The sequence below is a fragment of the Streptomyces sp. NPDC034086 genome (assembly GCF_055575515.1).
In genome coordinates this window covers 17612-42813 of sequence record NZ_JBVISM010000005.1, presented here as the reverse complement: position 1 = coordinate 42813, position 25202 = coordinate 17612, and the positions used below count along the sequence as shown (strand labels likewise).

Sequence of the window (25202 nt, the reverse complement as noted above, 5' to 3'; positions counted from 1 at the left end):
GGCCGGCGGAGTGCGCCGGCGGAGTGCGCCGTACCGTCACCTCGGCGGGGTGAGGTGCTCCCAGAGGAAGGTGGCGACGAGCGCCTCGTTGAAGGCCGTCTGCTGGTGGTCGGTGGCGCCGGAGTGGCCGCCGCCGATGTGCTCGTGGAAGAGGACGGGGTGGCCCAGTTCGCGCAGCCGGGCCGCCGCCTTGCGGGCATGGCCGGGGTGGACGCGGTCGTCCCGGGTGGAGGTGAGCAGGAGCAGGGGCGGGTACGCGGGTCCGTCGGCCCGCATCCGGTGGTAGGGGGAGATGCGCTCCAGGTGGGGCCGGTCGGCGGGGTCGTCGGGGTTGCCGTACTCGGCGGTCCAGCTGGCTCCGGCGAGGAGCTTGTGGAAGCGGAGCATGTCCAGCAGCGGGACGTGGGCGACGACGGCGCCGAAGAGCCCGGGGTCGCGGGTGAGCATCGCGCCCATCAGGAGGCCGCCGTTGCTGCCGCCCTCGATGCCGAGCTGGGCGGGGGTGGTGATGCCGCGCGCGGTGAGGTCCCGGGCGACGGCGGCGAAGTCCTCGAAGGCCCGGACGCGGTGGGCGCCGAGGGCCGCCTGGTGCCAGGCGGGCCCGTACTCGCGGCCGCCCCGGATGCCGGCGACGACGTACGTGCCCCCGCGCGCGAGCCAGGTCCGGCCGGTGACCGCGCTGTAGTGGGGGACCATCGAGATCTCGAAGCCGCCGTAGCCGTAGAGCAGGGCGGGGCCCGGGCCGGGCCGGTCCTCGGGCCCGATGACGAAGTAGGGGACCCGGGTGCCGTCGGGGGAGGTGGCGAAGTACTGGCTCACCCGCAGCCCGGAGGTGTCGAAGAGGGCGGGCGCCTGCTTGAGGACCTCCGCGCCCTCGGTTCCGGCCTCGCCGCGGAAGAGGGTGGAGGGCTGGAGGAAGCCGGTGACGTCGAGGAAGTACTCGTCGCTCTCGTCCGGGTCGGTGCACACCACCGAGGCCGTGGACAGCGGCGGTACCGCGTCGAGCGGGGCGCGGCTCCAGCCGTCCGGGCCGGGGGTGAGCAGTTCCAGGCGGGAGGAGACGTCGGCGCGGGTGCGCAGCAGGAGGTGGTTGCGGGTCCAGCTGTAGCCGGCGAGGGCGGTGCGCTCGTCCGGGGTGAACAGGACCGCGGCCTCGCGCCCGCCGGCCCGGAAGTCGTCGAAGACGAAGGCGAGCAGGCTGCCGGCGGGGTGGCCGAGCCACGGGGAGCGCGGCTGGACGACCAGCCACTGGCGGTGGACCCCGGCGACGGCGTCGTCCGGTACGTCGATCTTCTCGGGCGGTCCGGCGGGGTCGTCGGGGAGCAGGAAGAGTTCCCCGTTCCAGAAGTCGATCTGCCGGGACAGGAAGTCGCGTGCGAAGCCGGGGGTGTCGTCGTGCCAGCCGGTGGCGGACAGGTCGTCGGGGCGGCCCTCGTAGACCTTCTCGGCTTCCGCGAGGGGGGTGCCCCGGCGCCAGCGGCGGACCTGGAGGGGGTAGCCGGACGGGGACATGGAGCCGGGGCCGAAGTCGGTGCCGATCCAGAGGTGGTCGGCGTCGATCCAGTCCACCCGGGTCTTGGCCTCCTCGACGGTGAAGCCGTCCTGGACGAACTCCCCCGTCCGCAGGTCGAACTCGCGCACCACGCAGGCGTCGGCGCCGTCGCGGGAGAGCATGACCAGGGCGTGGTGGTGGTCGGGGCCGAGTACGGCGCTGCCGGCCCAGGCCCACTTCTCCCCCTCGGCAGCGGCGAGCGCGTCGAGGTCCAGGAGGGTCTCCCAGGCCGGGTTCCCGGTGCGGTACTCCTCGAGGGTGGTGCGCCGCCAGACGCCGCGGAGCCGGGCGGCGTCCTGCCAGAAGTTGTAGAGGTGGCGGCCGCGCCGGACGACGTAGGGGATGCGCCCGTCGTCGTCGAGGACCTCGCGCACCTCGCGCTCCAGTTCCTTGAACGCGGGCCGGGTCGCCAGCGCGGCGACGGTTTCCGCGTTGCGCTCCCGGACCCAGGAGAGCGCTTCCTCGCCCTCCACGTCCTCCAGCCAGAGGTAGGGGTCCTGGTCGTGCGGGCCGCCGGAGCCGACGGGGGTCTCTTCGCTCATCCGCCGATTGTGCCGGACGCGGCGGGGGCGGCGGGGGCCAGCCGGCCGGCTACGGCGCCGCCGTGCGGTGGAGGCCGTCGAGCAGGGCGAGGTCCTCCCCGGTGAGGCGCAGGGCGCCGGCGGCCACGTTCTCGGCCAGGTGGTCGGGGTTGCCGGTGCCGGGGATGGCCAGGACGTGGGGTCCCTGCCGGAGGGTCCAGGCGATGCGGACCTGGGCGGGGGTCGCGCCGTGGGCGCGGGCGACGGACCGCAGTTCCTCGCTCTCGGTGCCGGCGGCGCCGCTCGGGCCGCCGGCGGCGGCTATCGCGTAGAAGGGCACGAAGGCGATGCCCTGCTCCCCGCAGGAGCGTACGAAGTCGTCGTACTCGGGGCGTACGCCGATGCCGTACATGTTCTGCACGCAGACGACCGGTGCGATGGTCTGCGCCTGGGCGAGCTGTTCGGGGGTGACGTTGGAGACGCCGAGGTGGCGGATGAGCCCGGCCTCGCGCAGCTCCGCGAGGGCTGCGAAGCGTTCGGCGAAGTGGGGCTGGGCGGGCAGGACGCGGAGGTTGACCACGTCGAGGTGGTCGCGGCCCAGCTGGCGCAGGTTCTCCTCGACCTGGCCGCGCAGCTGTCCCGGGCCGGCGTGGTCGGCCCACTCCCCTGAGGCGTCGCGGGCGGGGCCGACCTTGGTGGCGATGACGAGGTCGTCGGGGTAGGACCCGCCGAAGGCGCTGTTGATCAGTTCGTTGGCGGAGCGGAGCGGGGAGAAGTAGAAGGCGGCGGTGTCGATGTGGTTCACGCCGAGTTCCACCGCGCGGCGCAGGACGGCGATCGCCCGGGCGCGGTCGCCGGAGGCGGCGTCGGCCCGGAGAGCGGGGCCGTTCTGCGGCAGGCGCATGGTGCCGAAGCCGATGCGGTTGACCCGGAGGTCGCCGAGGGTCCAGGTGCCCGAGGCCGAGGCGGTGATCGTGTCGGTGGTCATCCGGAGATGATCACTTGCGGGGCTGCCGTCCACCAGGGGTTTTCCCCGCGGGCCCGGGGCGTGTCCGGCGGCGGCCGTCCCGGGTCCTCCTCACATGTGGGGGTCGGAGTAGTGGGTCTCGACGAGCCGGACGAAGGCGGGCTCGTCCTCGTGCCGCCCGTTCTTCTCGTAGTCGGGCGAGTCCTTGACCTGGTCGCGGGTGCAGCCGAGGTGGACGGTCCTCTCCCCGGCGTCGACGCGGGAGACGACGCCGGCCGGGATGACGACCTTGCGGCCGAAGATCCAGGGGCCGGTGTCGACGACGAGGTAGGAGCGGCTGACGTCGTCGGTGTGCCGGTCGACCTTGCCGATGGGTCCGTCGGCCGCCTCGACCGTGAAGCCGATGAGGTCCGTGCCGGGCGCGTGGCCCGATCCGCTCGCGTAGCCCCAGATTCCGCTTCCCATGTCGGCCTCCCGGTGTGCGGTCGCTGCTGCCCGGCGCCTACCCGGCGGGTGCGGGGGGAACCTGCGGAACCTGCCAGTAGACACTGTCTACGCCTCGTGTTAGACAGGGGCATGGAATCGGAAGCGCCGCTGCGTGAGCGGCTGATCGACGTCGGGGTGGAGCTGGTCACCAGCGAGGGGACCGGCTCGCTCGGGCTGCGGGAGATCGCCCGCCGCGCCGGGGTGTCGCACGGGGCGCCCCGGCGGTACTTCCCCACGCACCAGTCGCTGCTGTCGGCCATCGCCGGGCGCGGGTTCGCCGATCTCGGCGCCCGGTTCGCCGCGGCCGGCGCCGGGGAACCCGCGCCCCGCGCGCACGTCCGGGCACTGGGACGGGTCTACGTGGGCTACGCGCTCGAGCAGCGCGGGATGTTCGAGCTGATGTTCCGGCACGACCTGCTGGACAGCACCGGCCGGGAACCCTCCGGCGCCCCGCGCCTGCGGGAGCGGACCCTGCCCCTGTTCGCGCTGCTGACCCGGCTCGTCGCCGGGTGCGGGGCGGAGCGGCCCGAGGTGACGGCGGCCGCCCTGTGGGCGGGGCTGCACGGAGCGGCCCAGCTGTGGGGCTACGGCAGTCTGCCGCTGGTGCTGGGCGTCCACCCGGCCGGGGCGGACCCGGCCGGGAACGGCCGCCCGCTCCTGGACGCGGTGGTGGACGCCGTGGTCGACGCGCACCTCGGGGCGGAGGGCACGTGAGGGCCCGGCTCGCGCTCCTGGTCAGCGTGGCCGGGGCGATGCTCGTCGCCCTCGACGGCACGGTGCTCGTCGTGGTGCAGCCGGCCCTGCGCCGCGATCTGGGGGCGGGGGTGGCCGAGGTGCAGTGGACGAGCACCGCCTACCTGCTCGCCGTCGCCGCCTTCCTCGTCCTCGCCGGGCGCCTCGGGGACCGTTACGGGCACTCCCGGCTGCTGCTGACGGGCGTGCTCGGCTTCGCCGCCGCCTCGGCGGGGATCGCCCTTGCGCCCGGCGTCGGCTGGGTGATCGCGCTGCGCGCCGTGCAGGGGGTGTTCGGGGCGCTGCTGCAGCCCGCGACGCTGGCCCTGCTGCGGCTGGCGTACCCGCCGGAGCGGCTGGGCCGGGCGGTCGCGGTACGGACCGGCGCGATCGGGGTGGCCGCGGCGGCGGGACCGCTGCTGGGCGGGGTGCTGGTCGCGCTGCTGGGCTGGCGGGCGGTGTTCCTGGTGAACGTGCCGGCCGCGCTGCTGATCGCCGCCCTCACCCTCGCGCTACGGGTGCCCGCGCCGGAGCGGCGGGAGCCCGGACGGCTGGGGCCCGGCGCTCCGGTGCTGCTCGCGGCCGGCCTGGCGGTGGGGGTGCACGCACTGGCCGGTGTGCCGCGGCACGGGTGGACGGGCGGGCCGACGCTGCTGGGGCTCGGGGCGGCCGCGGCGCTCGGGGCGCTGTTCGTGCGGTGTGAGCGGCGCGCGGAACTGCCGCTGGTGCCGGCCGCGGTCGCACGGTCGCGGCCGGTGGCGGCGTCGATGGCGCTGCTGCTTGCGGTGTCGGCCGGCATGTTCGGGGCGCTGTTCACGGCGACGTTCCTGCTCCAGGACGTACGGGGCCTCAGCCCCCTGGCCACCGGGGTGCGGGTGCTGCCGCTGACCGCGCTGATGGTGGCCGGGGCGCCGGTCGCGGGGGCCGCGCTGCGCCGGTACGGGGCGCGGCGGACGGCGGTCGCGGGAACGGCGCTGACGGTGCTGGGCACCGCCGGGCTGGACGCGGGCGGCGCGGTGGCCTTCGGGGTGCTGGGGGCCGGGTTCGCGGCGGTGATGGTCACCGCCACCGGGACGGTGGTCGGCGACGCCCCCGCCGGGTACGCGGGCGTGGTGGGCGGGCTCAAGCAGACGGCGATGAACGTGGGCCCGAGCCTGGGCATCGCGGTCGCGGCGGGGGCCGGGGCGGGTGCCTCGGGGGCCGGTACGGCGGGCGGGCCGCTGACGGCCCTGGCGGCGCTGGCCGGCCTCGGTCTCGTGGCGGCGTGGCTGCTGCCGGGGCGGGCCCGCCCCCTGGTGGAGGCGGGCGCGGGCGGTGGGGTCACGCGGTAGGCGGGTCCGGCCCGGCGTGGGGGGCCGGGCCGGACCCCGGAGGGGGTCAGGGGGTGAAGGTCCAGCGCTGGGCCGCGCTGCCGGTGCAGGGGGCCCGGGTGAGGCCGGTGCCGTCGGCGGTGCCGGAGCCGGCCGGGGTGAGGCACTGGCCGGCGCTGCGCAGGCTGCCGTCCGGGCCCGGCTGCCAGGTCTGCGCGGGGCCGGCCGCGCAGGTCCGTACGGTGATCCGCGCGGGGTCCGCGGCGTCGAGGCAGATTCCGTCCAGGCCGGTGAGGCGGCCGTCGTCGTGGAGGGTCCAGCGCTGGTTGGGGCCGCCGTGGCAGGAGTAGAGGGTGGGTGCGGTGCCCGGCGTGGTGTCGCTGTGCGGCAGGTCCAGGCAGCGCGCGGAGGCCGCGTTGACGAGGGTGGCGTCGGCGGGGAGCGGTGCGGGGCGGCCGGTGAGGGTGATTTCGGCGGCGCTGGTCCAGGGGCCGCGGCCGCCCGCCTCGGTCAGGGCCCGCAGTCTCAGGTAGCGGCCGGTCCTGGGGGCCGGGGCGACGGACTTGGCCGTCGGGGTGTCGGCGAAGGTTCCCGTGGCGACCGGGGCGCCCCAGTCGCCGGTGGTGTCGGACACGTAGACCTCGTAGCCGCCGATCCGGCCGTTGACCCCGCCGTCCTGGCGCGGCAGGTAACCGAGGCCGTCGACGCGGTAGCGGGCGCCCAGATCGATGCTGATCTCGTGCGGCAGGGCCGCCGCCTTGCCGCTGGACCAGGCGGTGTGCCACAGGGTGGCGGGGTCACCGTCGAAGGCGTTGACGGCGGCGCCGTTCTCGGCGGCGGTCTCCTGGCTGTCGGCGGAGACCAGCTTCCAGGCGGTCTGCGGGACGGGCGGGGAGGTGACGGGGACCGGGTCGGCCGCCGGGACGGAGGTGCCGGCGGCGGTGACGCCGAACGCGCCCTGCTTCGTACCGGTCTTGACCCACAGGACACCGGCGCGGTCGGCCGGGTCGAAGAACCATCCGGTGGCGGCCGCCTCGTACGCGCCCTTGTCGGCGAGGCGGGGCAGCGCCGCGCCGTCCACCGTGAGGGCGGTGGGGGCGGAGGCCACGTGGAGGGTCAGTTCGTAGCCGCGGGCCGTCCGCTGTCCGGCGTAGCTGCCGGTGGGGGCGCCCACGGAGACGGTCACCGTGCCGGAGCCGGCCGCCGGTGCGCTGACGTCCACGCGCTGGCGGGCGAAGGCGCCGCTCTCGTGGGCGCGGGTGCGGCCGTCGTCCTCGTACAGGCTGAAGGAGGAGTTCCCGCGCGGGTGGATGTCGTAGGTGAGGGTGTCGACGGGCTTCTCGCCGGTGTGGTTCATCTGCGGCCACATCGGCACGATCGCCCCGCCCTTGACGAACAGGGGCAGGGTCTCGAGGGGCGCCCGGTAGCCGTTGAGCCAGCCCGGGCCGGCGTACGTCTTCCCGGTCCAGTAGTCCGTCCAGGTCCCGGCGGGCAGGTAGATGCCGTCGCGGACGGAGGTGTCGGAGACGACCGGCGCGACGAGGAAGGAGTCCCCCGCCATGAACTGGCCGCTGGTGAGGTTTCCGCGGGCCACCGGGTCGCCGGGGTACTCCAGGACCATGGCGCGGGTGCTCGGGACGCCGCTCTCGTGGGCGGTGCGGCTCATCGTGTACAGGTAGGGCATCAGCCGCATCTTCAGCTGGAGGTACGTGCGGTTGATGGACAGGTAGGGCTCGGCGAAGCGCCAGGGCTGCTTGTCCTGGTAGCCGGCCGACGGGTTGGTGGCTCCCCAGCCGGACATCGTCATGAAGGCGGGGGTGAAGGCCTTCCACTGGAGGTCGCGGACGTACGTCTTGGGGCTGCCGCCGAAGATGCCGTCGATGTCGCCGGCGGCGTAGTTCAGGGCGGACAGGCCCGCGCCGGCGAGGGCGGGGACGTGCCAGCGCATGTCGTCCCAGGTGCCGTGGGTGTCCCCGGTCCAGACGACGGCGTTGCGCTGGGTGCCGGCCCAGCCGTCGACGGTCCAGACGAAGCGGCGGGCGTCGGAGTTCTTCTCGATGCCGTCGACGGCCTGCTGGACGCCCTGGAAGGCGTACTTGTAGCCGCCTCCGATCCAGGCCACGTCGGTCTTGACGCCGCGGCTGCCGGCGGCGACCTCGTCGGCGATGGAGCCGAGACCGGTGGAGGTCCACAGGCCGGTCTGGAAGCCCTTGGCCTTCAGGGCGTCGACGGTGGACTTCAGGGGCGCGGTGTAGCCGCAGCCGTAGCCGTCGTTGGGCAGGAACCAGCCCGAGGGCATGTCGGCGGCGCGGGCGTCGGTGGCGTAGCCCACCACGTCGGGGGTGGTCTGGTGGCGCGGGCGGTCGTGGTCGCCCTGGTAGTCGGGGTTGGAGGCGTTGAAGCAGTCGGCGTTGCCGAGTTCGAGGCCCCACATCGGCGCCATGAAGGGTTTGCCGCTGACGTCGGTGTAGGCGTCGAGGACGGACTTGAGGGAGTCGCCCGTGAAGTACCAGGCGTCGAAGCGGGTCTCGTCGTGGGTGAGGGTGGTGGGAGCGTTGAAGGCGTACGAGCCCGGGGCCCAGGTGTTGCGCATGACGCCGTAGGCGTTGGTGGACATGTAGAAGGGGGCCGGGCTGGCGTTGTCGTTCTCGCGCCACCTGTTGTCGACGGCGACCGGCACGGTCTTGTCGCGCAGGGCCCATTCGCCGAGGCGCAGGCCGGTGCCGTAGAACTGCTCGTCGGCGCCGCGCGCCAGGTACTGGGTGGTCCTGCCGCCGCCCCAGCTGGTGGGCTGGGTCTCCTGCCAGACGGGGGTGGAGTCGTCGGCGCGGTAGACGGAGAACCGCAGGGGCGATTTGTTGACCCGGATGGAGAGGGCTCCGGTGGTGATCCGGAAGTAGCCGCCCGCGTCGGTGTACCGGGCGTTCACCGGGCCGAAGTCGGTGGTGGGGGCGAGGTCGGAGCCGGCCGGGTCGTTGGTGAAGGCCCCGTCGGGGGAGAGCCAGAGGCGGAAGATGTCGGCGCGGGCGACGACCACGCGGGCCTTGGCCCCGCTGGAGGTGCTCACGGTGAAGGTGGCGCCCGACTGGGAGAGGCCGGTGACCGTCCCCGCCGTGGCGGCCGGGGCGGCGGCCGCCGCGCGGGCGGTGGCCGGGCCGGCCGCGGCGAGGCCGGCGGCCGCGAGCGCGGCGGCGAGCAGGGCCGCGAGGCGGGTCCGGTGGCGGCCGGGGCGGTGGTGCCGGGGTGGGGGGTCGTGCCGGTCGCGCCTCAGGGACAGTCTCGTCGGACTCATGGGGCAGCTCCTCGTGCGGTCCGGATCGCGGACACACCGCCTTGGCATGCACCCGGCAAGATAGCGGACGCGGGCGGCCGATTTGAAGGAACCTGCTCGAAGTAGTCCGGTACCACGCACTTTTGCGCACGAAGAGCCCGGGCGGGAGGCCTGTTCGCAGGCTCCCGCCCGGGCCACATGCCGTCGGGCGACGACGCGCCGGACCGCGCAAGGGCCTGGCCGAGTGCCGCCCGAAGCCCGGCGGGGGCGGGCCGTCGACCGGGCGGAGGTGTGCTCCCCGTGCGGCCGGAGCCGTCAGGCGGTGCGTCGGCGCAGGACGAGGAGGGTCAGGGCCACGAGCGCGGCGGCCGCACCGAGGTACAGGGCGGTGTCGATCCACTGGAAGGTCCAGAAGTCACCGCTGGGGTAGACCTTGTGATAGCGGGCGACGAAACCGTGTTCGGCCATGCACGCCCGCAGTTCCTCGCCGGAGAGCCGGCAGACACCGTCGATGGAGTGCTCGCGGCCGTCGGGCGTGAGGTATCCGAACCGCCCGGTGGACCAGGCACTGCCTATGAGCCGCTTCGGGGTCGTACCGGGCGTGATCCGGGTCTCGGGGGCCGTCCAGGACGTGCGGAAGTACGTCACGCACACCATCACGGTGAAGACCGCGGCCAGCGTCACACCCATGGCGGGCAGGACGCGGCGTACCAGCAGGCCCGCGAGCGTACCGGCGGCGAGGCCGAACAGGGCGCAGGCCACCGGGGCCGGACCGGTCGCGTTGTAGACGGGGGCGTCGTGCCAGTAGGGGCCGTCGAGGGTGTTGGCGATGGGCAGCCACCACCAGGCGACGAGCCCCCCGATGACCGCCGCCACGAGAACGGCGACCAGCGCCGCCAGGCCGAAGCGGGCCGCGAACCAGCGGCGCGGGCCCACCCCCTGGGTGAGGGCCAGCTTGAACGTGCCCGTCTCCAGCTCCCGGCCGATCAGCGGGGCGCCCCAGAACGCGCCGATCAGCGCCGGGACCGCGAGGCCGAGGCCGCCGAGGGCACGGATGCCGGCGGAGTTCCAGTCCATGATCTGGAAGGTGACGGGGCTCTCGCAGCCTCCGTTCCAGCCCGGACAGGGCTTCCATCCGGTGGCCGCGATCAGCTCCGTCATCTCGGAGCGCCAGTAGGCCACGCACGCCGCGCAGACGGCCAGCAGGGCGAGCGCGGACAGGATCATCAGACGCTGCTGGCGCCAGGCCAGCCACAGCACGCCCTTCATGCGGCGGCCTCCTTCTCGGCGGCGCGGCGCGGGGCGCGCAGGTGGGCGAGCAACAGGGACTCCAGGGACGGGGTTTCGGTGATCCAGCGGCCGTCCCCCGTGCCGTCCGGGCACGGAGGGGCGCCGGGCGGCGTACGGACGAGCGCGGTGACCTGACGGCCGCCGACGGCGGAGTGCACGACGCTGCCGCGGTCGAAGGAGCGCGGCAGCCCGTCGCCCTCCACGGGGTCGGCCCGGCCGGTGATCCAGGTGTGCGCCGCGCACAGTTCCCGGACGTCGCCGCAGAGCCGGGCGGTCCCGTCCTCGAGGAGCACGACGTGGTCGCAGACGTCCTCCAGTTCGGCCAGGACGTGCGAGGACATCACGATGGCGGTGCCGCGTTCGGCGGCCTCGGTCATGAGCAGGGCCATGACGTCGTGCCGGGCGACCGGGTCGAGGTCGGCCAGCGGCTCGTCCAGGAGCAGCAGTTCGGCGCGTTTGCCGAGTACGAGGGCCAGCGCGACCCGGGTCCGGTTGCCGCCGGACAGCGATCCGACCCGGGCCCCGCGGCGGATGCCGGAGCCGGTGAGCAGCCGCTCGGCGGCGTCCTGGTCCCAGCGGCCGCGATTGAGCTCGCGGCCCAGGCGCAGGGTGTCGGCGACCGTGAAGCCGGCGTGCAACGGCTTGTCCTGGGCCAGGAATCCGGTGCGCCGGCGGGCCCCGGCGGTGCCGGGGGCCTCCCCGAAGACGCGTATCTCTCCGCTGCTGGGGCGCAGCAGGCCGGCCGCCAGCCGGAGCAGGGTGCTCTTGCCCGCGCCGTTGGGGCCGACGAGGGCCGTGACGCCGCCCGCGGGCAGCTCGGCGTCGCACGCGTGCAGGGCCCGGCGGCCGTGGAACTCCCGCCCGAGCCCGGTGGCCCGTAGTGCCGGCGCGTGGTGCGGATCGCTCACGCCGTTTCCTCTCTCGATCGCCCGGGCCGCCCGGGCCCGGAGGGGTTGAAGCTTTCGTCCACGGCTGCCGCGATGAGCGCCGTGATGTCCTCGCGGTCCAGTCCCGCCGCGCGGGCCTGCGCCATCCAGGCCGCCAGGGCCGGGCGCAGCGGCGAATCGGCGGCCGCGCCGGGGTGCGAGAGGGAGCGGCGGACGAACGTGCCCGCGCCGGGGCGGGGTTCGACGAGCCCCTCGCGCTCGAGCTCCCGGTACGCCTTGAGGACGGTGTTCGGGTTGATGGCGGTGGCCGCCACCACCTCCCGCGCCGTCGGCAACCGGTCGCCGGGCTCGAGCACCCCCAGCCGCAAGGCCTGTTTGACCTGCGTGACGAGCTGCAGATAGGTGGCGACGCCGCTGCGCCGGTCGATCCGGAACTCCATCCCACCCCCTTATTCCACTAACGTGTTAGTGGAATAGTGCAGGTGTGGTGAGGGCCCGTCAAACCGGCGGAGTATGACCGAACCGTCACAGCCCGCCCAGGCGGGAACGCGGAGGCCGGGCCGGGCATCTAGGTGATCGGCGGGCCGGAGACGGCCGCGCCGACGTGACGGCGAGTACCGGCGGAGCCGGGTGGGAACAGCAAGGTGGGGCAGGCATGAAGGCGGAAACGGTGGCGGGCGGCGGAACGGATGCCGGTGCCCTGGCCGGGCGGGAACCAGACGGCGACACCCCTGCCCTGGCCGGGCGGGAACCGGACGGCGACGACGCCACTGCCGAGGCCGATGCCCTGGCCGGGCGGATAGCGACCGGAGCCGACCCGGAACCGGAAACCAACGCCCCTGCCCTGGCCGGGCGGGAACCCGGCAGCGACACCCCGGCCGGGCGGATAGCCGCCGGGCCTGACGCGGAACCGGAAACCAACGCCCCTGCCGTGGCCGGGCGGGAACCCGGCAGCGACACCCCGGCCGGGCCCAGAGCGGCCGGGGCCGACACGGAACCGGAAGTCAACGCCCCCGCCCTCGCCGAGCAGGCGACCGGCGGAGCTGACACCGAACCGGAGACCGACGTGCTCGCCGGCCGGCAGGCCGACGCCAACGCCGCTGCCGGGGGCGCGGGCACCGACGCCGTGCCGGGGGAGGACACTCCCGCCGCCCGCACGGACACCGGCGCCGGAGCCGGAGCCCAGGGTGACGCGGAGCCGGCGAACGAAGCCCAGCCCGCGGAGCGGACCGACCCCGAGATACCCACCGGGAACGCGGACACCGACGCCGGAGCCGAGGGCTCGGAGCCGGCGGACGAAGCGCGACCCGTGCAGCAGACTGAACCCGGCACCACCGAAGGCACCGACGCCGAGGGTGACGCCGAGTCGGCGGAAGGCGCGCCGGACCAGGCGGCTTCCGGCACCGGCGCCACGGCCGGGAACCGGCCCGGCGGCGCCGGTGCCGAGCCGGCGGACGACACCAGCGCCGACGTGGCTGACGAGGCGTCGGCGCGGCGCGTGGCGGACCGGCCCCGCCCCTCCTGGGCCAAGGCCGAGTCCCCCGCGCGGGACCGGGCGGCCAACGCCGCGGCACCCGAGGAGCCCGGCGACGAGGCGGCCCTGCCCGGAACGGCCCGCTCCCGGCCGTCCTGGGCACGGGACGATGACCAGGCCACGCCCGGCAAGGACGCCGCCGCTCCCGGCACGGCGACCCCGGACCCCCGCACGCCCGCGCCCGGCACGCGCAACCAGGCCGCGCCCGGCACGGGCACGGCCGACGCGGAACCGGCACCGCCCGGGAAGGACGCCGCCGCTCCCGGCACGGCGACCCCGGACCCCCGCACGCCCGCGGCCGCGCCCGGCCGGACGCAGGGCGGGGCCGCGGGCGGCGTCTCCGCCCGGCCGACGCGGCCGCACGACCCGGAGCGGACCCGCGAGTTCGCCGCGCTCGAGGCACCCGCGGGCCCCCGGCCCGCTCCCCGGCCCGTGGACGGGCCCGCCCGACAGGCCCCGCTCCCGCCGCCGCTGGAGCTGCTGGCCGAGCTGACCCATACCGCTCCCCCGCCGGAGACGCCGCGCCGCACCCTCGCGCGCCGCGTCAAGGTGTGGGCGCCGGTCGTGCTGCTGCTCGGCACGGCCGTGGCCGGCGGGCAGATGCTCCGCCCGCTCCCCGCCCCGCGGTTCGTGCCGGCCCAGGCCTCGTACACCCTCGACGGTTCGACCCCCGTGCCCTGGCCGGCCAAGGGGCAGGCGGCCGTGCGCGTAGTGGGATCCGGCGACATCGGCACGTTCGGCGAGCAGAAGCCGGTGCCGACGGCCAGCGTGGCGAAGGTGATGACGGCGTACGTGATCCTCAAGGGGCATCCGCTGCGCAAGAACGACCCGGGCCCGAAGATCGAGGTCGACGCCAAGGCGGTGGCCGACGGCACGTCGGAGGACGAGTCCCGGATCGAGGGGCTCACCGCCGGGCAGAAGTTCAGCCAGCTGGACATGATCAAGATGCTGATGATCCCGTCCGGCAACAACGTGGCCCGGCTGCTGGCCCGCTGGGACACCGGCAGTGCCGACGAGGCCGCCTTCGTGGCGAAGATGAACGCGGCGGCCGGGGAACTCGGCATGAACGACACCACGTACACGGATCCCAGCGGCCTGGACGCGGGCACCGTCAGCACCGCCGTCGACCAGTTGAAGCTCGCCGAGGCGGTGATGAAGGACGAGGCGTTCCGCTCGGTCGTGGCGATGCCCAGCGCCGGCATCGACGGGTTGCCCAAGCCGATCAACAACAACAACGACAACCTGCTCCTCGCCCCCGGCCTGAGCATCAAGGGCATCAAGACCGGGTCGAGCACCCCCGCCGGCGGCACCCTGATGTGGGCGGCGTACAAGACGGTCGGCGGTGAGACCCCGCTGATCCTCGGCACGATGATGGACCAGCGCGTGGACGGCCCGGACCCCAACGCCGCGAACAGTCTGAAGCTGGTGAAGGAGAACAGCCGGAAGGTCATCGAGGCGGTCCGCACCGCGCTCGGCCGGGTCACCGTGGTCCGCAAGGGTCAGCTGGTGGGTCACGTGTCCGACGGGCTGGGCGGTTCGACCCCGCTCGTGGCGGCCAAGGACCTCACCGTCATCGGGGTACCGGGTCAGCGGCTGCGGCTCGCCCTCGGCGCGGGTGCCGCCCCGCTGCCGCACGCGGCCAAGGCCGGGACCGAGGTCGGAGTGCTGACGGTGGGCGAGGGCAGCGGCGCGAAGAGCGTGCCGGTCGCGGTGGGGACGGATCTGGTGGAGCCCTCGTTCGGGGCCAGGGTCACCCGTCTGTCCTGAGGCGGGTCGGGCCGTGGTTGCATGACCGGATGGACATCCGACCGCGCGCACCCGGCGACCTCGGCGCGTGCGTGCGCGCGCTCGCCGAGGTCCACCACCGCGACGGCTACCCCGTGGACTGGCCCGAACGGCCGCGCGCATGGCTGTCGCCGCCCGCGCTGCTCGGCGGCTGGGTCGCGGAACGGGACGGCCGGGTGGCCGGCCACATCGCCCTGTGCCGCGGCGGACCGGGCGATGCGGCGCCCGGGCTGTGGAGCCTGCGGACGGGGGTGCCCGCGGAGGGCGCCGCCGTCGTCAGCCGGCTGTTCGTCGCGCCCGGTGCGCGCGGGCACGGGACCGGCGCCCTGCTGATGGCGCGGGCCGTGCAGGAGGCGCGGGATCTCGGGCTGCATCCGGTCCTGGACGTGGTGGCTTCCGACACCGCGGCCGTCGCGCTGTACGAACGTCTCGGCTGGATCCCGCTGGCGGCCGTCGAGCAGTGGTGGGCGCCCGGAAGGGTGGTCACCGTGCGCTGCTACGCGGCGCCCCGGTAGGGGATTTACGGGTTCGCGATGACGAGCAGGGTGCGGGCCGCCGCGTCCTCGCCGGCCAGGACGCAGCGGTGGGGCAGGTCGCCCGGGTGGTGGGCGCTCTGGCCGGCCTTCAGCAGGAGGGGTTCCTCGCCCCGGACTTCGAGGACGACCTCTCCCTCCAGTACGTACAGGAAGTCCTCACCGGGGTGCTCGAACCACCCGCGCTCGCCCAGACCGGGCTCGAAGTGGTGCTCGTAGGCCTCCATCAGGGTGCTGCGCCCGCCGGGGATGAGCACCCGGGCCACCTGCCCGGCGCCCTCGCTGACGCGGATCACCTGCGGGTCGCTCTCGTGGCCGACCGGTCCCGGCCGGCCGGGCGGCCGCAGGAAGGTCCCGGGTGCCACGTCGAGCGCCTCGGCGATCCGGTAGATCGAGCTGAGGCTGGGCGTGGCCAGTCCGCGTTCCAGCTGGCTGAGGAAGGGCTGCGAGAGGCCTGACCGGGCGGCCAGCACGGCCATGGAGACCCGGCGGGCCGTGCGGCAGCCGCGGATCGCCCGGCCGACCTCGATGGCTTCCGGTGTGGGTTCGGGTCGGGGCACGCTCGTGAACGTACCTCATCGGCTTCGGGGGGGCCGGGTGGGCCCGGGAGGTTTCGTACTGCCGCAACACACCGTTCATAAGCCTCGTCAATTATTGACCTCAGTTATGAACGCACGCCAGGCCGGCGGAGGTGCCGACCGCTGCGCGGCTCTACGCAACCCCACGAGATCACAAGACGAGGAGTGCTCACGTGCACCCCACCACCCCCTCCCCGGCGGTCCGGGCCCTCGGCCGGTTCGGGCCGCCGCTCGGCGCGGCCGCCGCCGTGCTCGGACTCTGGGCCCTGCTCGCCCGGTCGGGTGCGGTGGCCCCCGGCCTGCTGCCCTCGCCGGCCGGTACCCTCTCCGCGCTGGCCGACAGTGCCCGCGGCGGCGTCCTGGCCGACGACCTCGCCGCGAGCCTGGCCCGCGCGGGCCAGGGCTTCGCCCTCGGAGCGGCCGGCGGCGGCGCACTCGGCTTCGCGACGGGGTACCTGCCGCGGCTGTCCGCCGCCGTCACCCCGCTGGTCTCCTTCCTGCGGCCCATCCCCGCCATCGCCCTGGTGCCGCTGGCGACGGCCTGGTTCGGCATCGGCGAGGGCGCCAAACGCCTGCTCATCGCGTACGCCGTGCTCCTCGCGGTCTGGCTGTACGTGCACGACGGGGTCTCCCGGGTGCCGGTCTCGCACCTGCGGGCGGCGCGCTCGCTGGGCGCGCCGCTGTACCGGCGGTTCACCGAGGTGCTGCTGCCCGCCGCCGCACCGGCGCTGCTGGCGGCGCTGCGGTACGGGGCCTCGGTGGCGCTGCTGGCCCTGGTGGCCGCCGAACTGGGCGGCGCCGACAGCGGGCTGGCGTACCGGCTCCAGGTGGACGGCCAGTTCCTGCGGGTGGACCGGATGTTCGCGGGGCTGCTCGTCCTCGGGGCGCTGGGCGTGACGGCGGACCTCCTCCTGGCCGCCGCCGGACGCCGCTTCGTGCACTGGGGCGCGTCATGAGCCTCGACGTACGGCTGGAGGGGCTGACGGTGGGCTATGGCGGCGTGCCCGTGCTGGAGCGGACGGACCTGACGTTCCCGGCGGGGTCGTTCACGGCGCTGCTGGGGCCGAGCGGCTGCGGCAAGTCCACGGTGCTGAACGCGGTGGCCGGCTTCGTCCGGCCGGCGGCGGGCCGGGTGACGGCCGGGGCGGTGCCGGTGGAGGGGCCGGGCCCGGACCGGGGCGTGGTCTTCCAGCACTACGCGCTCTTCCCGTGGCGCACGGCCCGGGGCAACGTCGAGTTCGCCCTGAAGCGGCTCGGCCTGCCGCGCCGGGAGCGGCGCGAGCGGGCGATGGCCGCGCTGGCGGAGGTGGGCCTCGCGAATGGGGCGCACAAGTACCCGGCGCAGCTCTCCGGCGGGATGCAGCAGCGCGTGGCGCTGGCCAGGGCGCTGGCGGCGCGGCCGCGAGTGCTGCTGATGGACGAGCCGTTCGGGGCGCTGGACGCGCTGACCCGGGCCCGGATGCAGGACCTGCTGCGGGAGTTGTGGCAGCGCAGCGGGACGACCGTGCTGTTCGTGACGCACGACATCGACGAGGCACTCGCCCTGGCCGGGCGGGTGGTGGTCCTGGGCGCCCCTCCGGGCGGCGTCCTGGCCGACCACCCCGTCCCGCCGGGCCCGCCGGATCCGGACCTGCGCGCCGCCATAGCCCGCCATCTGACCGCCGGCTGACCCCCGGGCCGTACCGGCCTCCCGGCCCGCGGCCGCATCCGTGCGGACCCCGGCGCACGGCCGTTCCCGGCCGCCCGGCCGGCCGGTCCGCCGCGAACGCCTGCCGCCTCCCCGCGCTCCCTCCCCCTCCTTCCTGCCCGACTCCGAAAGGACACCACCCCATGCCGGGAACCGGCCCCCGCGCCGCCGCCGTACTGCTCGCCGCCCTGCTGTCCGTCCTCGCCACCGCCTGCGCGGGCCCGCCCGGGGACCACGGCGGCGGCCGGCGTTCCGTGACCGTGGCCGGGAGCGACCAGCTCGGCGGGGCGCCGGTGTACGTCGCACAGGAGCGGGGGCTCTGGTCCGAGGAGGGCCTCGACGCCACCGTGACCACCCTGCCCACCGGGCGGGACGCGCTGAACGCCGTCCTCGGCGGGCAGGCGCAGTTCGGCGTCGTGGGCGACCTGCCCGCCGTCATGGCCGCCCTCGGCGGGCGTGACGTGCGGATCGTCGCCGACCTGTCGCGGTTCTCCGACTGGCGCCTGCTGACCCGTACCGACCGCGGCGTCACCGGTTTCGCCGCGCTCAAGGGCCGCAGGGTCGGGGTGCCGCAGGGCACCAACGTCGAGTACGCGCTGAGCCGGATGCTCGCCTCGGCGGGCCTGGCCCCGGCCGACGTGACCGTGGTCAACCTGGCCCCGAACCAGGTCGCGCCCGCCCTCGCCCGGGGTGACGTCGACGCCGGGGTCACCTTCCCCAGTTTCTACGACGCCGCCCGCACCGCCCTGGCCGACCGTTACGCCGAGGTCCCCTTCGCCGGCTACACGGCACGCACCCTGCTCGTCTCGGGCCCCTCCGCCGACGAGGCGACGGCCACCGCCGTCCTGCGTACGGTGCTGCGCGCGCAGCGGGCCGCCGAGGCCGATCCGGGCGCCGCCCGGAAGGCCGTCGTCGCCCAGGCCAGGGGCGCGCTCCAGGCCGGCCACGTCGAGACCTTCCACCCCCGTTACGCGTACGGCGCGACCCTGACCCCCGAACTGCTCACCCAGCTGGCCGACGAGGCCGCCTGGGCCGTGAGCACCCTGTCCCCGCCGGGCTCCGCCGACCGGCGGACCCTGCGCGAGCGGCTGCGCCCCGGCCCCCTCAGGGCCGCCGACCCGGCCGCCGTCACCGTCGACTGACCCACCCCGAGAAACCCGGGAAATCCGAGAAAACACGAGAAAGCGGACCCGTCATGACCATCGACCAGAACACCCTGCGCCGCCGCGGCACCGGACTGCGTGCCCACGACCCCGAGCGGAGCTACGGCGGTTACACCCTCTACACCCCGATCACCAGCGAGGGCCGGATCCACCTCGTCGACATCGAGGGCGAGCCCGCCCACACCTGGACCTCCCCCTACCCGCCGGGCCGCCAGGCGCAGCTCCTGCCGAACGGCAACCTGTTCTACGCGGCGAAGGACACCTCGGGCCCGACGCTCTTCCCCATCTGGGACGTCTACCACGGCGGCATCTTCCAGGAGCTGGCTCCCGACTCCACGGTGCTGCGCGAGGTCCGGCACCCCTTCCACCACCACGACGCGTCGGTCCTGCGCAACGGCAACCTGCTCATCAACGCCGTGGAGCCGCTGGCGCCGGCCGACGCCGCCCGGATCCGCGGCGGCATCCCCGGCTCGGAGGCGCCGGGCGGGGTGATCTACGGGGACGTGGTGTACGAACTGGCGTGGGACGGCGAGGTGCTGTGGCGCTGGGCGGCGATCGAGCACCTGGATCCCGAGGAGGTGCCGCTGAACCCGCACTTCGCCCGCGAGCACTGGCCGATGGCCAACACGGTCAACGAGCTCGCCGACGGCGGGATCGTGGTGGGCTTCCGCAGCGCGTCGACGACGGTGGCGGTGGACCGGGCCGACGGCTCCGTCCGCTGGCGGATCGGCCCGGACGTGCTGGCGCAGCAGCACCACCCGCACGAGCTGCCGGGCGGCACCCTTCTGGTCTTCGACAACGGGACCTACCGCGACACCACCTCGGTGCCGTACTCCCGGGTGCTGGAGCTCGATCCGGCCACCGGCGAGGAGGTGTGGTCGTACGAGGACAACCCGCCGCAGAACTTCTTCAGCCCGTACATGTCCAGCGCCCAGCGCCTGCCGAACGGGAACACCTTCGTCGCGGAGGGCTCCTTCGGGCGCCTCTTCGAGGTGACGCCGGAGGGGGACGTGGTGTGGGAGTTCGTCGTCCCGGAGTTCGGGTCGTTCAGCCGGGGCACGGGGCTGGAGTCCTCGCGCGGGGCCCAGAACTCGGTCTTCCGCGCCTACCGCCACGGCGCCCACGAGATCCCCTGGCTCTGACGCCCCGGCGGGCGGACGCCCGACGCCCGCCGGCCGGTTCCGGCCGGGGGCCGTCGGCAGGGGCCGGAAGGCGGCCGGCGCGTCCGCCGGCCGCTTCCGCCCGTGGCCGGAATACGACCACACCCGGACGAACAGGGGCTTACGGACTGGTAACTTGCGCGAGTTGATCAAGGCCGGGCCCCGGTTCCACCGTGCCGCCCGGCCCGAGCCACCCCCCCGGCAACAAGGAACCACATTGGCACGCACCGTCCGCACGGCGGCCCTCTCACTCGCGCTGTCCTGCGCCCTGCTCCCCGCCGCCCCGGCCTTCGCCGACTCGTCCACCCCGCACCTGGACTCCGTGGAGCGGACCCTGCGCCAGGTCTCCCCCGGCCTCGAGGGCTCGGTCTGGGAGCGGACCGCCGGCAACCGCCTCGGCGCTTCCGCCCCCGGCGCGTCCGACTGGCTGCTCCAGACGCCCGGCTGCTGGGGCGACCCCTCCTGCGCCGACCGCGCGGGCTCGCGCCGGCTGCTGGAGAAGACCCGGCAGGACATCGCCCGGGCCCGCGAGAGCGTGGACATATCCACGCTGGCGCCGTTCCCCGACGGCGGGTTCCAGGACGCGATCGTGGCCGGCCTCAAGGAGGCCGTGCAGCAGGGCAACCGGCTCCAGGTCCGTGTCCTGGTGGGCGCCGCTCCGGTCTACCACGCCAACGTGAAGCCGTCCGCGTACCGGGACGAGATGGTGGCCAAGCTGGGGACGACGGCCGCGCACGTGACCCTCAACGTGGCGTCGATGACCACCTCGAGGACCGGATTCTCCTGGAACCACTCCAAGCTGGTGGTGGTGGACGGCGCTTCCGTGATCACGGGCGGCGTCAACAGCTGGAAGGACGACTACCTGGACACCGCGCACCCGGTGAACGACGTCGACCTCGCGCTGTCCGGTCCGGCGGCGGGCTCCGCCGGCCGCTACCTCGACACCCTCTGGGACTGGACCTGCCGCAACAGGACCAGCTGGAGCAGCGTCTGGTTCGCCTCCACCGGCAGCGCCGGCTGCATGCCCACGCTGCCCCGGCCCGCGGCTCCGGCCGGCGACGGCGACGTGCCCGTCCTCGCGGTCGGCGGCCTCGGCGTGGGGGTCCGGCAGAGGGATCCCGCGTCGCCGTTCGAACCGGTCCTGCCGACGGCCCCCGACACCAAGTGCGGCATCGGCGTGCACGACCACACCAACGCCGACCGGGACTACGACACGGTCAACCCGGAGGAGAGCGCCCTGCGCGCGCTGGTCGCCACGGCCACCAGCCACGTCGAGATCTCCCAGCAGGACCTGCACGCGACCTGCCCGCCGCTCCCCCGCTACGACGTCCGGCTCTACGACACGCTCGCCGCGAAGCTGGCGGCCGGGGTCAAGGTCCGCATCGTCGTCAGCGACCCGGCGAACCGCGGGGCGGTCGGGAGCGGCGGCTACTCGCAGATCACGTCGCTGTCCGAGGTGAGCGACGCGCTGCGGGGCCGCCTGACGGCCCTGACCGGCGACGAGCGCCGGTCGAGGGCGGCGATGTGCCAGAACCTCCAGCTGGCGTCCTTCCGGGCATCGGACCGGGCGACGTGGGCGGACGGCAAGCCGTACGCCCAGCACCACAAGCTGGTCTCGGTGGACGACTCGGCCTTCTACGTCGGCTCGAAGAACCTGTACCCGTCCTGGCTCCAGGACTTCGGATACGTGGTCGAGAGCCCGGCCGCCGCGGACCAGCTGAGGGACTCCCTGCTGGCACCGCAGTGGACGTACTCCCGGGCGACCGCGACGTACGACTACGCGCGCGGCGTCTGCGGGGCCTGACGGCCCGCTGCGCCCCGCGCCCCGGCCCGCCCCGGGGTCAGCGCCTGCGCTGGCCCGGGGCGGCCGCCAGCAGGAGCGCCTCCGAAACCAGGCGGGCTCCCCGCGAGAGGCGGCCGAGCTGTTCGAGCTCGATGGCGTACATCCTGATCGTGTTCTCTATGACCGACTCGGCGATGCCCATCGTCGGCAGCTCGGCCCGGCTGGTGTGCAGGGCGACGCGGACCGCGCGCATCTCGTGCTGGAGCTGGAGCTGGACGTGTCGGGAGAGCAGGGCGTGGTGACGGGTCAGCGTCAGGTAGCTGCCGTAGCGGGCCGGGAGGAGGTCGCGCAGCCAGCGGGTGGCACTGCGTTCCCAGTCGTGCGTCCCGGGGGCCTTGACCTGGAGGGGCCAGTCCGGGCTGCGCGTGAGGGTGGCCGTCTGGGGCATTCTCGTCACTTCCGAGTGGTGTCGAACTCTGATCGAGACACTGCTGGTGGGCGGCCTCGGCCCAGGGGTTGACCGAGGCCGCCGGGGGCGCTCCTCCGGGGGATCCACAAGCCTTGACGCGGCGTCCGGTCCCGCCGTGAGGAGGTTCGGCGTACCGGGGCCGTTCGAGACGGACGAGGGGAGCGTCCGCCTTTGGCGTCTGAGGGATCCGGAGCGCCGCCGTCAGTAAACATATATACCGTCGAGTAATCAAGGGTATGAAAAATTTCATGCATGCCGGGTGCTGAATATCCCCGGACGGCGCTCCGGGTGAACGGCGGGCGTACGGCCCGTGTGCGGCCGGCGTACGGCCGGTGGACCGGGGGGTTACCGCAGGCGGAATCCGCCCCTACAGGAAGAAACCGTGCTGGTCGGCGACCTGCTCGTACTGTTCGAGCCGCGCCTGGGTCCGCTCGGGGTCCGCGTCGGCCATCGCCTGGAGCAGCGCGGCGGAGAGCATCCCGGGGGCCGCGTACGAATCGAACACCAGCCGCGAACCGGTGGCGGCGGTCAGCACCACGTCGGCCGCCTCCACCAGCGGCCCGACGGTCGGGTCCGTGATCAGGACGACCTTCAGCCCCGTGCTGCGGGCCGCGCGCAGCGCGGCGAGGGTCTCGTTGGCGTGCCGGGGCATGGCGAAGGCCAGCACCCAGCTGCCGCCCGCGGCCCGGCACTGGAGCAGGGCGTCGTAGGCCACGCTGCCGCCCCGGGTCACCAGGCGGACGTCGGGGTGGATGCGGCGGGCCGCGTAGGCGAAGTACTCCGCCAGGGAGGCCGAGATCCGCAGGCCCACCACGGTCAGCGGGACGGAGCGGGCCAGCTCGCGGCCGATGTCCAGCACCTGGTTGGTGTCGGCGAGGAGACGGCGCACGTTCTCCAGGTTCTCGATCTCCGCGTCCACGGCGGCCTGGAGTTCGTTCCGGCGGATCTGTTCGCGGCTGTCGGGGGTCGCGGCCACCGCCGACAGCGCGATGGGCTGGAGCACGTCGCGCAGGGCGGGGTAGCCGCTGAAGCCGAGGGAGGAAGCGAACCGGGTCACGGACGGCTGGCTGACACCGACGCGCTCCGCGAGCTCGGTGATGGACAGGAAGGCCGCCTCGGTGAGGTGATCGATCAGGTACTGGGCGATCCGCCGCTGGCCCGGGGAGAGGCGGTGGCCGTCGAAGAGCGCGAGGAGCCGCTCGGCCGGCGGTTTCTCCTGCCCGGGCGGGGTCGCGCCGGGCGTGATCGCGGCCGCCTGCGCGCGTGCCTGCTGCCCCGATGACACCGGCGGCCTCCTTCTCACGTCACTCTCCCCCCAACATAGCCCACGCTCCGTGGCCGGATGATCCTCCGGAACGGGAGCCGCCGTACCCCGCGGGGACGGCGGCGCCCGGTCAGGCCCGGGGCCGGGAGGGGCGGCCGGAGCCGCGGGTGAGGGAGTACCCGTAGACCCCCGCGAGGGCAGCGAGCACGCCGCCCGCGGCCGTCCACAGCCAGCGGTCGGACCACCGCCCGCCGGACCAGCCGCCCTCAGGGGCGCGGGCCTCCCGCTGCCGCTCCGAGGCGCCCGCCGTCCCCGGGACCAGGGGTTCGGCCAGGACCGCGTCCACCGCCAGGGCCCCGCCCGTCTCCTTCACCTCGGCCTCGACCTGTGCCTTCACGGGCAGTCCGAGGTCCTCCTCGTGCGCCCCGACGACCGTCAGGCGGACGTAGTAGCTGCCCGGGAGCGGGTCGTTGGACCAGGCCTCGGCCCCGGAACGGACGGTGCGCAGAGTACAGGAGAGTTCCACGGAGGCGGCCGCCCTGTCCGCCGCCGCGCTCTGGTGCCCGTACGCGCAGGGCTGCCGGCGGCGCAGGCCGTCGTACACGTCGAGCCGCCACGTCTGCGCGCCGTGCCGGGCGGCCGGTTCGGGCAGCGTCACCGAGGCGCGCACGGTGGCCCGTTGGCCGGTGTCGGCGGGGAACGCCCAGTAGAGGTAGTCACCGGTGGACCCGGTGGCCGTGGCCTTCTGCCCGGGCCGGAAGAGCGCCGCGGTGCGGAAGCCCGTCCCCGCCTCGGTCGGCGCACGGCCGTCCTTGCCGGTGCCCTGGCCGGCGCTCGGGGTGGGACTGGGCGCGGGGCTCGGGGCCGCGGCGGCGGTCGCCGCCGGGGCCAGGAGCGCGGTTCCCGCGAGCAGTGCGGCGGTCAGGGTGCGTACGGTACGCATCAGTTGGTCCTCCAGACGGAGACGCGCCAGCGCGAGATCCAGCCCCAGACCAGACCGGCGAGCAGGCCGGTGAGCGCCAGCAGGCCGAGCAGCCACCAGCCGCGGCCGAGGCCGAAGGAGGCGACGTCGGCACCCTCGTCGGGGCCGTCGACCAGGTCGATGGTCAGCTCGACGGGCATGCCGGGGCTGGTCTTGACGGCCGGACCGGCGGAGAAGGAGTTGCTGACCTGGAGGCAGACCGTCTCCGTGGCCCGGGCGGCGTCCCCGTCGGCTCCGTCACGTTCGGCCTTCGGGTAGCGCAGGCCGGTGGAGATCACGTCGGTACGGCCGTCCCCGGCCTCGGATCCCCGCACGATCTCCCGCCCGTGGACGGTGGTCGCGCGCAGCAGGACGCCGTAGTCGTTGTTGACGGCCCGGTCGGCACCGATGCTGACCGAGGCGCGCAGCTCCTGGCCGGGGCGTACGTCGACCCGGTACCAGCGGTGCTCGCCGAAGGTTTCGCGGTCGCTGTAGAGGCCCGCCTTCAGCAGCGGGGCGTCCTCGCACCGCTTGGCGCCCTCGGTGGCCACCGGAGTGGCCACCGGGTCGGCGGCCCGGTCGACCAACTGCCGTACGCGCCCGGAGAGCTCGGCGGTGTGGGTCACCGCGGTGTACGTGCCGCCGGTGGCCTCCGCGATGCAGGTGAGCTGGGCGCGGGTCTTGGCGTCGGGGACGAGGCCGAGCGTGTCCACGACGAGGTGGATGCCCTTGGCCGCGATCTCGCGGGCCACTTCGCAGGGGTCGAGCGGGGCGCAGGTGTCCTCGCCGTCGGTGATGAGGACGATCCGGCGGGTGGCGTTGCCGCCTTCGAGGTCCTGGGCGGCGGCCTGGAGGGCCGGTCCGATGGGGGTCCAGCCCGTGGGCGCGAGGGTGGCGACGGCGGTCTTCGCCTCCGTGCGGTTCACCGTGCCGACGGGGTAGAGCTGCTTGGTGTCCTTGCAGCCGAGCGCCCTGTCGTCACCGGGGTAGGTGGCGCCCAGGGTCCGTATGCCCAGGCGGACTTCTTCGGGGACCGCGTCGAGTACCTCGTTGAAGGCCTGCTTGGCGGCGGCCATCCGGGACTGGCCGTCGATGTCGGTCGCGCGCATCGAGCCGCTGACGTCGAGCACGAGCTCGACCTTCGGGGGCTCCTTGGCCGGTCCGTCGGCGGCGGCCGCGGCCGGCGGGAGGAGTCCCGCGGTCAAGGCGACGAACAGGCCGCAGGCCCTTGCCGCCAGTCGTTTTCTTATGATCATCGCCGGATCGTAT

21 protein-coding genes are annotated in these 25202 nt (G+C 74.8%); 9 read left to right on the top strand and 12 right to left on the bottom strand.

Annotated elements, in window-relative coordinates; translation table 11 throughout:
- Positions 1-36: 36 nt before the first annotated feature.
- The 3 genes from ACZ514_RS14835 to ACZ514_RS14825 all read right to left on the bottom strand — a co-directional run bounded on the left by ACZ514_RS14835 (position 37) and on the right by ACZ514_RS14825 (position 3505).
- Positions 37-2094 carry a prolyl oligopeptidase family serine peptidase gene (locus tag ACZ514_RS14835; protein WP_469124865.1) on the bottom strand — a complete coding sequence of 686 codons (2058 nt, stop codon included), beginning with the start codon at positions 2092-2094 and terminating at the stop codon, positions 37-39.
- A 49-nt stretch (positions 2095-2143) separates the two neighbouring features.
- On the bottom strand, positions 2144-3061 hold the full coding sequence (locus ACZ514_RS14830) for an aldo/keto reductase (RefSeq protein ID WP_469124864.1): 918 nt from the start codon (positions 3059-3061) through the stop codon (positions 2144-2146).
- Between the two features lie 90 nt (positions 3062-3151).
- Positions 3152-3505, bottom strand: coding sequence for a PRC-barrel domain-containing protein (locus ACZ514_RS14825; protein ID WP_468168066.1), 354 nt, complete (start codon positions 3503-3505; stop codon positions 3152-3154).
- 111 nt (positions 3506-3616) lie between these two features.
- On the opposite strand from ACZ514_RS14825, the gene ACZ514_RS14820 reads away from it, so the two are divergent.
- Together ACZ514_RS14820 and ACZ514_RS14815 are read left to right on the top strand one after the other, a co-directional pair.
- Complete coding sequence (locus tag ACZ514_RS14820; protein ID WP_468168063.1) at positions 3617-4240, top strand: TetR/AcrR family transcriptional regulator; 624 nt, start codon at positions 3617-3619, stop codon at positions 4238-4240.
- The gene (locus ACZ514_RS14815; RefSeq protein ID WP_469124863.1) at positions 4237-5589 is read left to right on the top strand and encodes an MFS transporter; all 1353 of its coding nucleotides are present in this window, start codon (positions 4237-4239) and stop codon (positions 5587-5589) included. Before ACZ514_RS14820 ends, ACZ514_RS14815 begins: the two co-directional genes overlap by 4 nt.
- A gap of 46 nt (positions 5590-5635) precedes the next feature.
- Here the strand turns inward: ACZ514_RS14815 and ACZ514_RS14810 are convergent, their stop codons facing one another.
- The 4 genes from ACZ514_RS14810 to ACZ514_RS14795 form a co-directional block, all read right to left on the bottom strand.
- On the bottom strand, positions 5636-8860 hold the full coding sequence (locus ACZ514_RS14810; protein WP_469124862.1) for a TIM-barrel domain-containing protein: 3225 nt from the start codon (positions 8858-8860) through the stop codon (positions 5636-5638).
- 294 nt (positions 8861-9154) lie between these two features.
- Positions 9155-10108: a transporter gene (locus ACZ514_RS14805; RefSeq protein ID WP_469124861.1), complete on the bottom strand. Its 954-nt coding sequence runs from the start codon at positions 10106-10108 to the stop codon at positions 9155-9157.
- Positions 10105-11037 (bottom strand): ABC transporter ATP-binding protein, encoded by a 933-nt coding sequence (locus ACZ514_RS14800; RefSeq protein WP_469124860.1) that lies wholly within the window; start codon positions 11035-11037, stop codon positions 10105-10107. The genes ACZ514_RS14805 and ACZ514_RS14800 overlap by 4 nt, the downstream gene beginning before the upstream one ends.
- The gene (locus tag ACZ514_RS14795) at positions 11034-11456 is read right to left on the bottom strand and encodes a GntR family transcriptional regulator (protein ID WP_468168049.1); all 423 of its coding nucleotides are present in this window, start codon (positions 11454-11456) and stop codon (positions 11034-11036) included. Before ACZ514_RS14795 ends, ACZ514_RS14800 begins: the two co-directional genes overlap by 4 nt.
- Before the next feature lie 215 nt (positions 11457-11671).
- Here ACZ514_RS14795 and ACZ514_RS14790 point away from each other — a divergent pair, with 215 nt between their 5' ends.
- Positions 11672-14317 (top strand): D-alanyl-D-alanine carboxypeptidase, encoded by a 2646-nt coding sequence (locus tag ACZ514_RS14790; RefSeq protein ID WP_469124859.1) that lies wholly within the window; start codon positions 11672-11674, stop codon positions 14315-14317.
- A gap of 29 nt (positions 14318-14346) precedes the next feature.
- Positions 14347-14850, top strand: coding sequence for a GNAT family N-acetyltransferase (locus ACZ514_RS14785; RefSeq protein WP_469124858.1), 504 nt, complete (start codon positions 14347-14349; stop codon positions 14848-14850).
- Between the two features lie 5 nt (positions 14851-14855).
- Here ACZ514_RS14785 and ACZ514_RS14780 read toward each other — a convergent pair whose 3' ends face one another.
- Positions 14856-15428 (bottom strand): helix-turn-helix domain-containing protein, encoded by a 573-nt coding sequence (locus ACZ514_RS14780; protein WP_468168040.1) that lies wholly within the window; start codon positions 15426-15428, stop codon positions 14856-14858.
- 191 nt (positions 15429-15619) lie between these two features.
- Here ACZ514_RS14780 and ACZ514_RS14775 point away from each other — a divergent pair, with 191 nt between their 5' ends.
- From ACZ514_RS14775 to ACZ514_RS14755, 5 genes are all read left to right on the top strand, one after another.
- A complete protein-coding gene (locus tag ACZ514_RS14775) occupies positions 15620-16402 on the top strand; it encodes an ABC transporter permease (protein WP_468168037.1) in 783 nt (260 codons plus the stop codon).
- The gene (locus tag ACZ514_RS14770; RefSeq protein ID WP_469124857.1) at positions 16399-17115 is read left to right on the top strand and encodes an ABC transporter ATP-binding protein; all 717 of its coding nucleotides are present in this window, start codon (positions 16399-16401) and stop codon (positions 17113-17115) included. The genes ACZ514_RS14775 and ACZ514_RS14770 overlap by 4 nt, the downstream gene beginning before the upstream one ends.
- Positions 17116-17276: 161 nt before the next feature.
- Positions 17277-18275, top strand: coding sequence for an ABC transporter substrate-binding protein (locus ACZ514_RS14765; protein ID WP_468168031.1), 999 nt, complete (start codon positions 17277-17279; stop codon positions 18273-18275).
- Positions 18276-18328: 53 nt separating this feature from the next.
- Positions 18329-19438: an aryl-sulfate sulfotransferase gene (locus tag ACZ514_RS14760; RefSeq protein WP_468168028.1), complete on the top strand. Its 1110-nt coding sequence runs from the start codon at positions 18329-18331 to the stop codon at positions 19436-19438.
- Between the two features lie 235 nt (positions 19439-19673).
- Positions 19674-21260 (top strand): phospholipase D-like domain-containing protein, encoded by a 1587-nt coding sequence (locus tag ACZ514_RS14755; protein WP_469124856.1) that lies wholly within the window; start codon positions 19674-19676, stop codon positions 21258-21260.
- Between the two features lie 37 nt (positions 21261-21297).
- Here ACZ514_RS14755 and ACZ514_RS14750 read toward each other — a convergent pair whose 3' ends face one another.
- From ACZ514_RS14750 to ACZ514_RS14735, 4 genes are all read right to left on the bottom strand, one after another.
- Entirely contained in the window at positions 21298-21687 is a 390-nt protein-coding gene (locus ACZ514_RS14750) for a hypothetical protein (protein WP_468168683.1), read from the bottom strand.
- A 388-nt stretch (positions 21688-22075) separates the two neighbouring features.
- Positions 22076-22993, bottom strand: a complete 918-nt coding sequence (locus ACZ514_RS14745; RefSeq protein WP_468168022.1) for a MurR/RpiR family transcriptional regulator — start codon at positions 22991-22993, stop codon at positions 22076-22078.
- Positions 22994-23102: 109 nt separating this feature from the next.
- Positions 23103-23915: a hypothetical protein gene (locus ACZ514_RS14740; protein WP_468168019.1), complete on the bottom strand. Its 813-nt coding sequence runs from the start codon at positions 23913-23915 to the stop codon at positions 23103-23105.
- Positions 23915-25189, bottom strand: a complete 1275-nt coding sequence (locus ACZ514_RS14735; RefSeq protein WP_468168017.1) for a VWA domain-containing protein — start codon at positions 25187-25189, stop codon at positions 23915-23917. The genes ACZ514_RS14740 and ACZ514_RS14735 overlap by 1 nt, the downstream gene beginning before the upstream one ends.
- Positions 25190-25202: the final 13 nt, after the last annotated feature.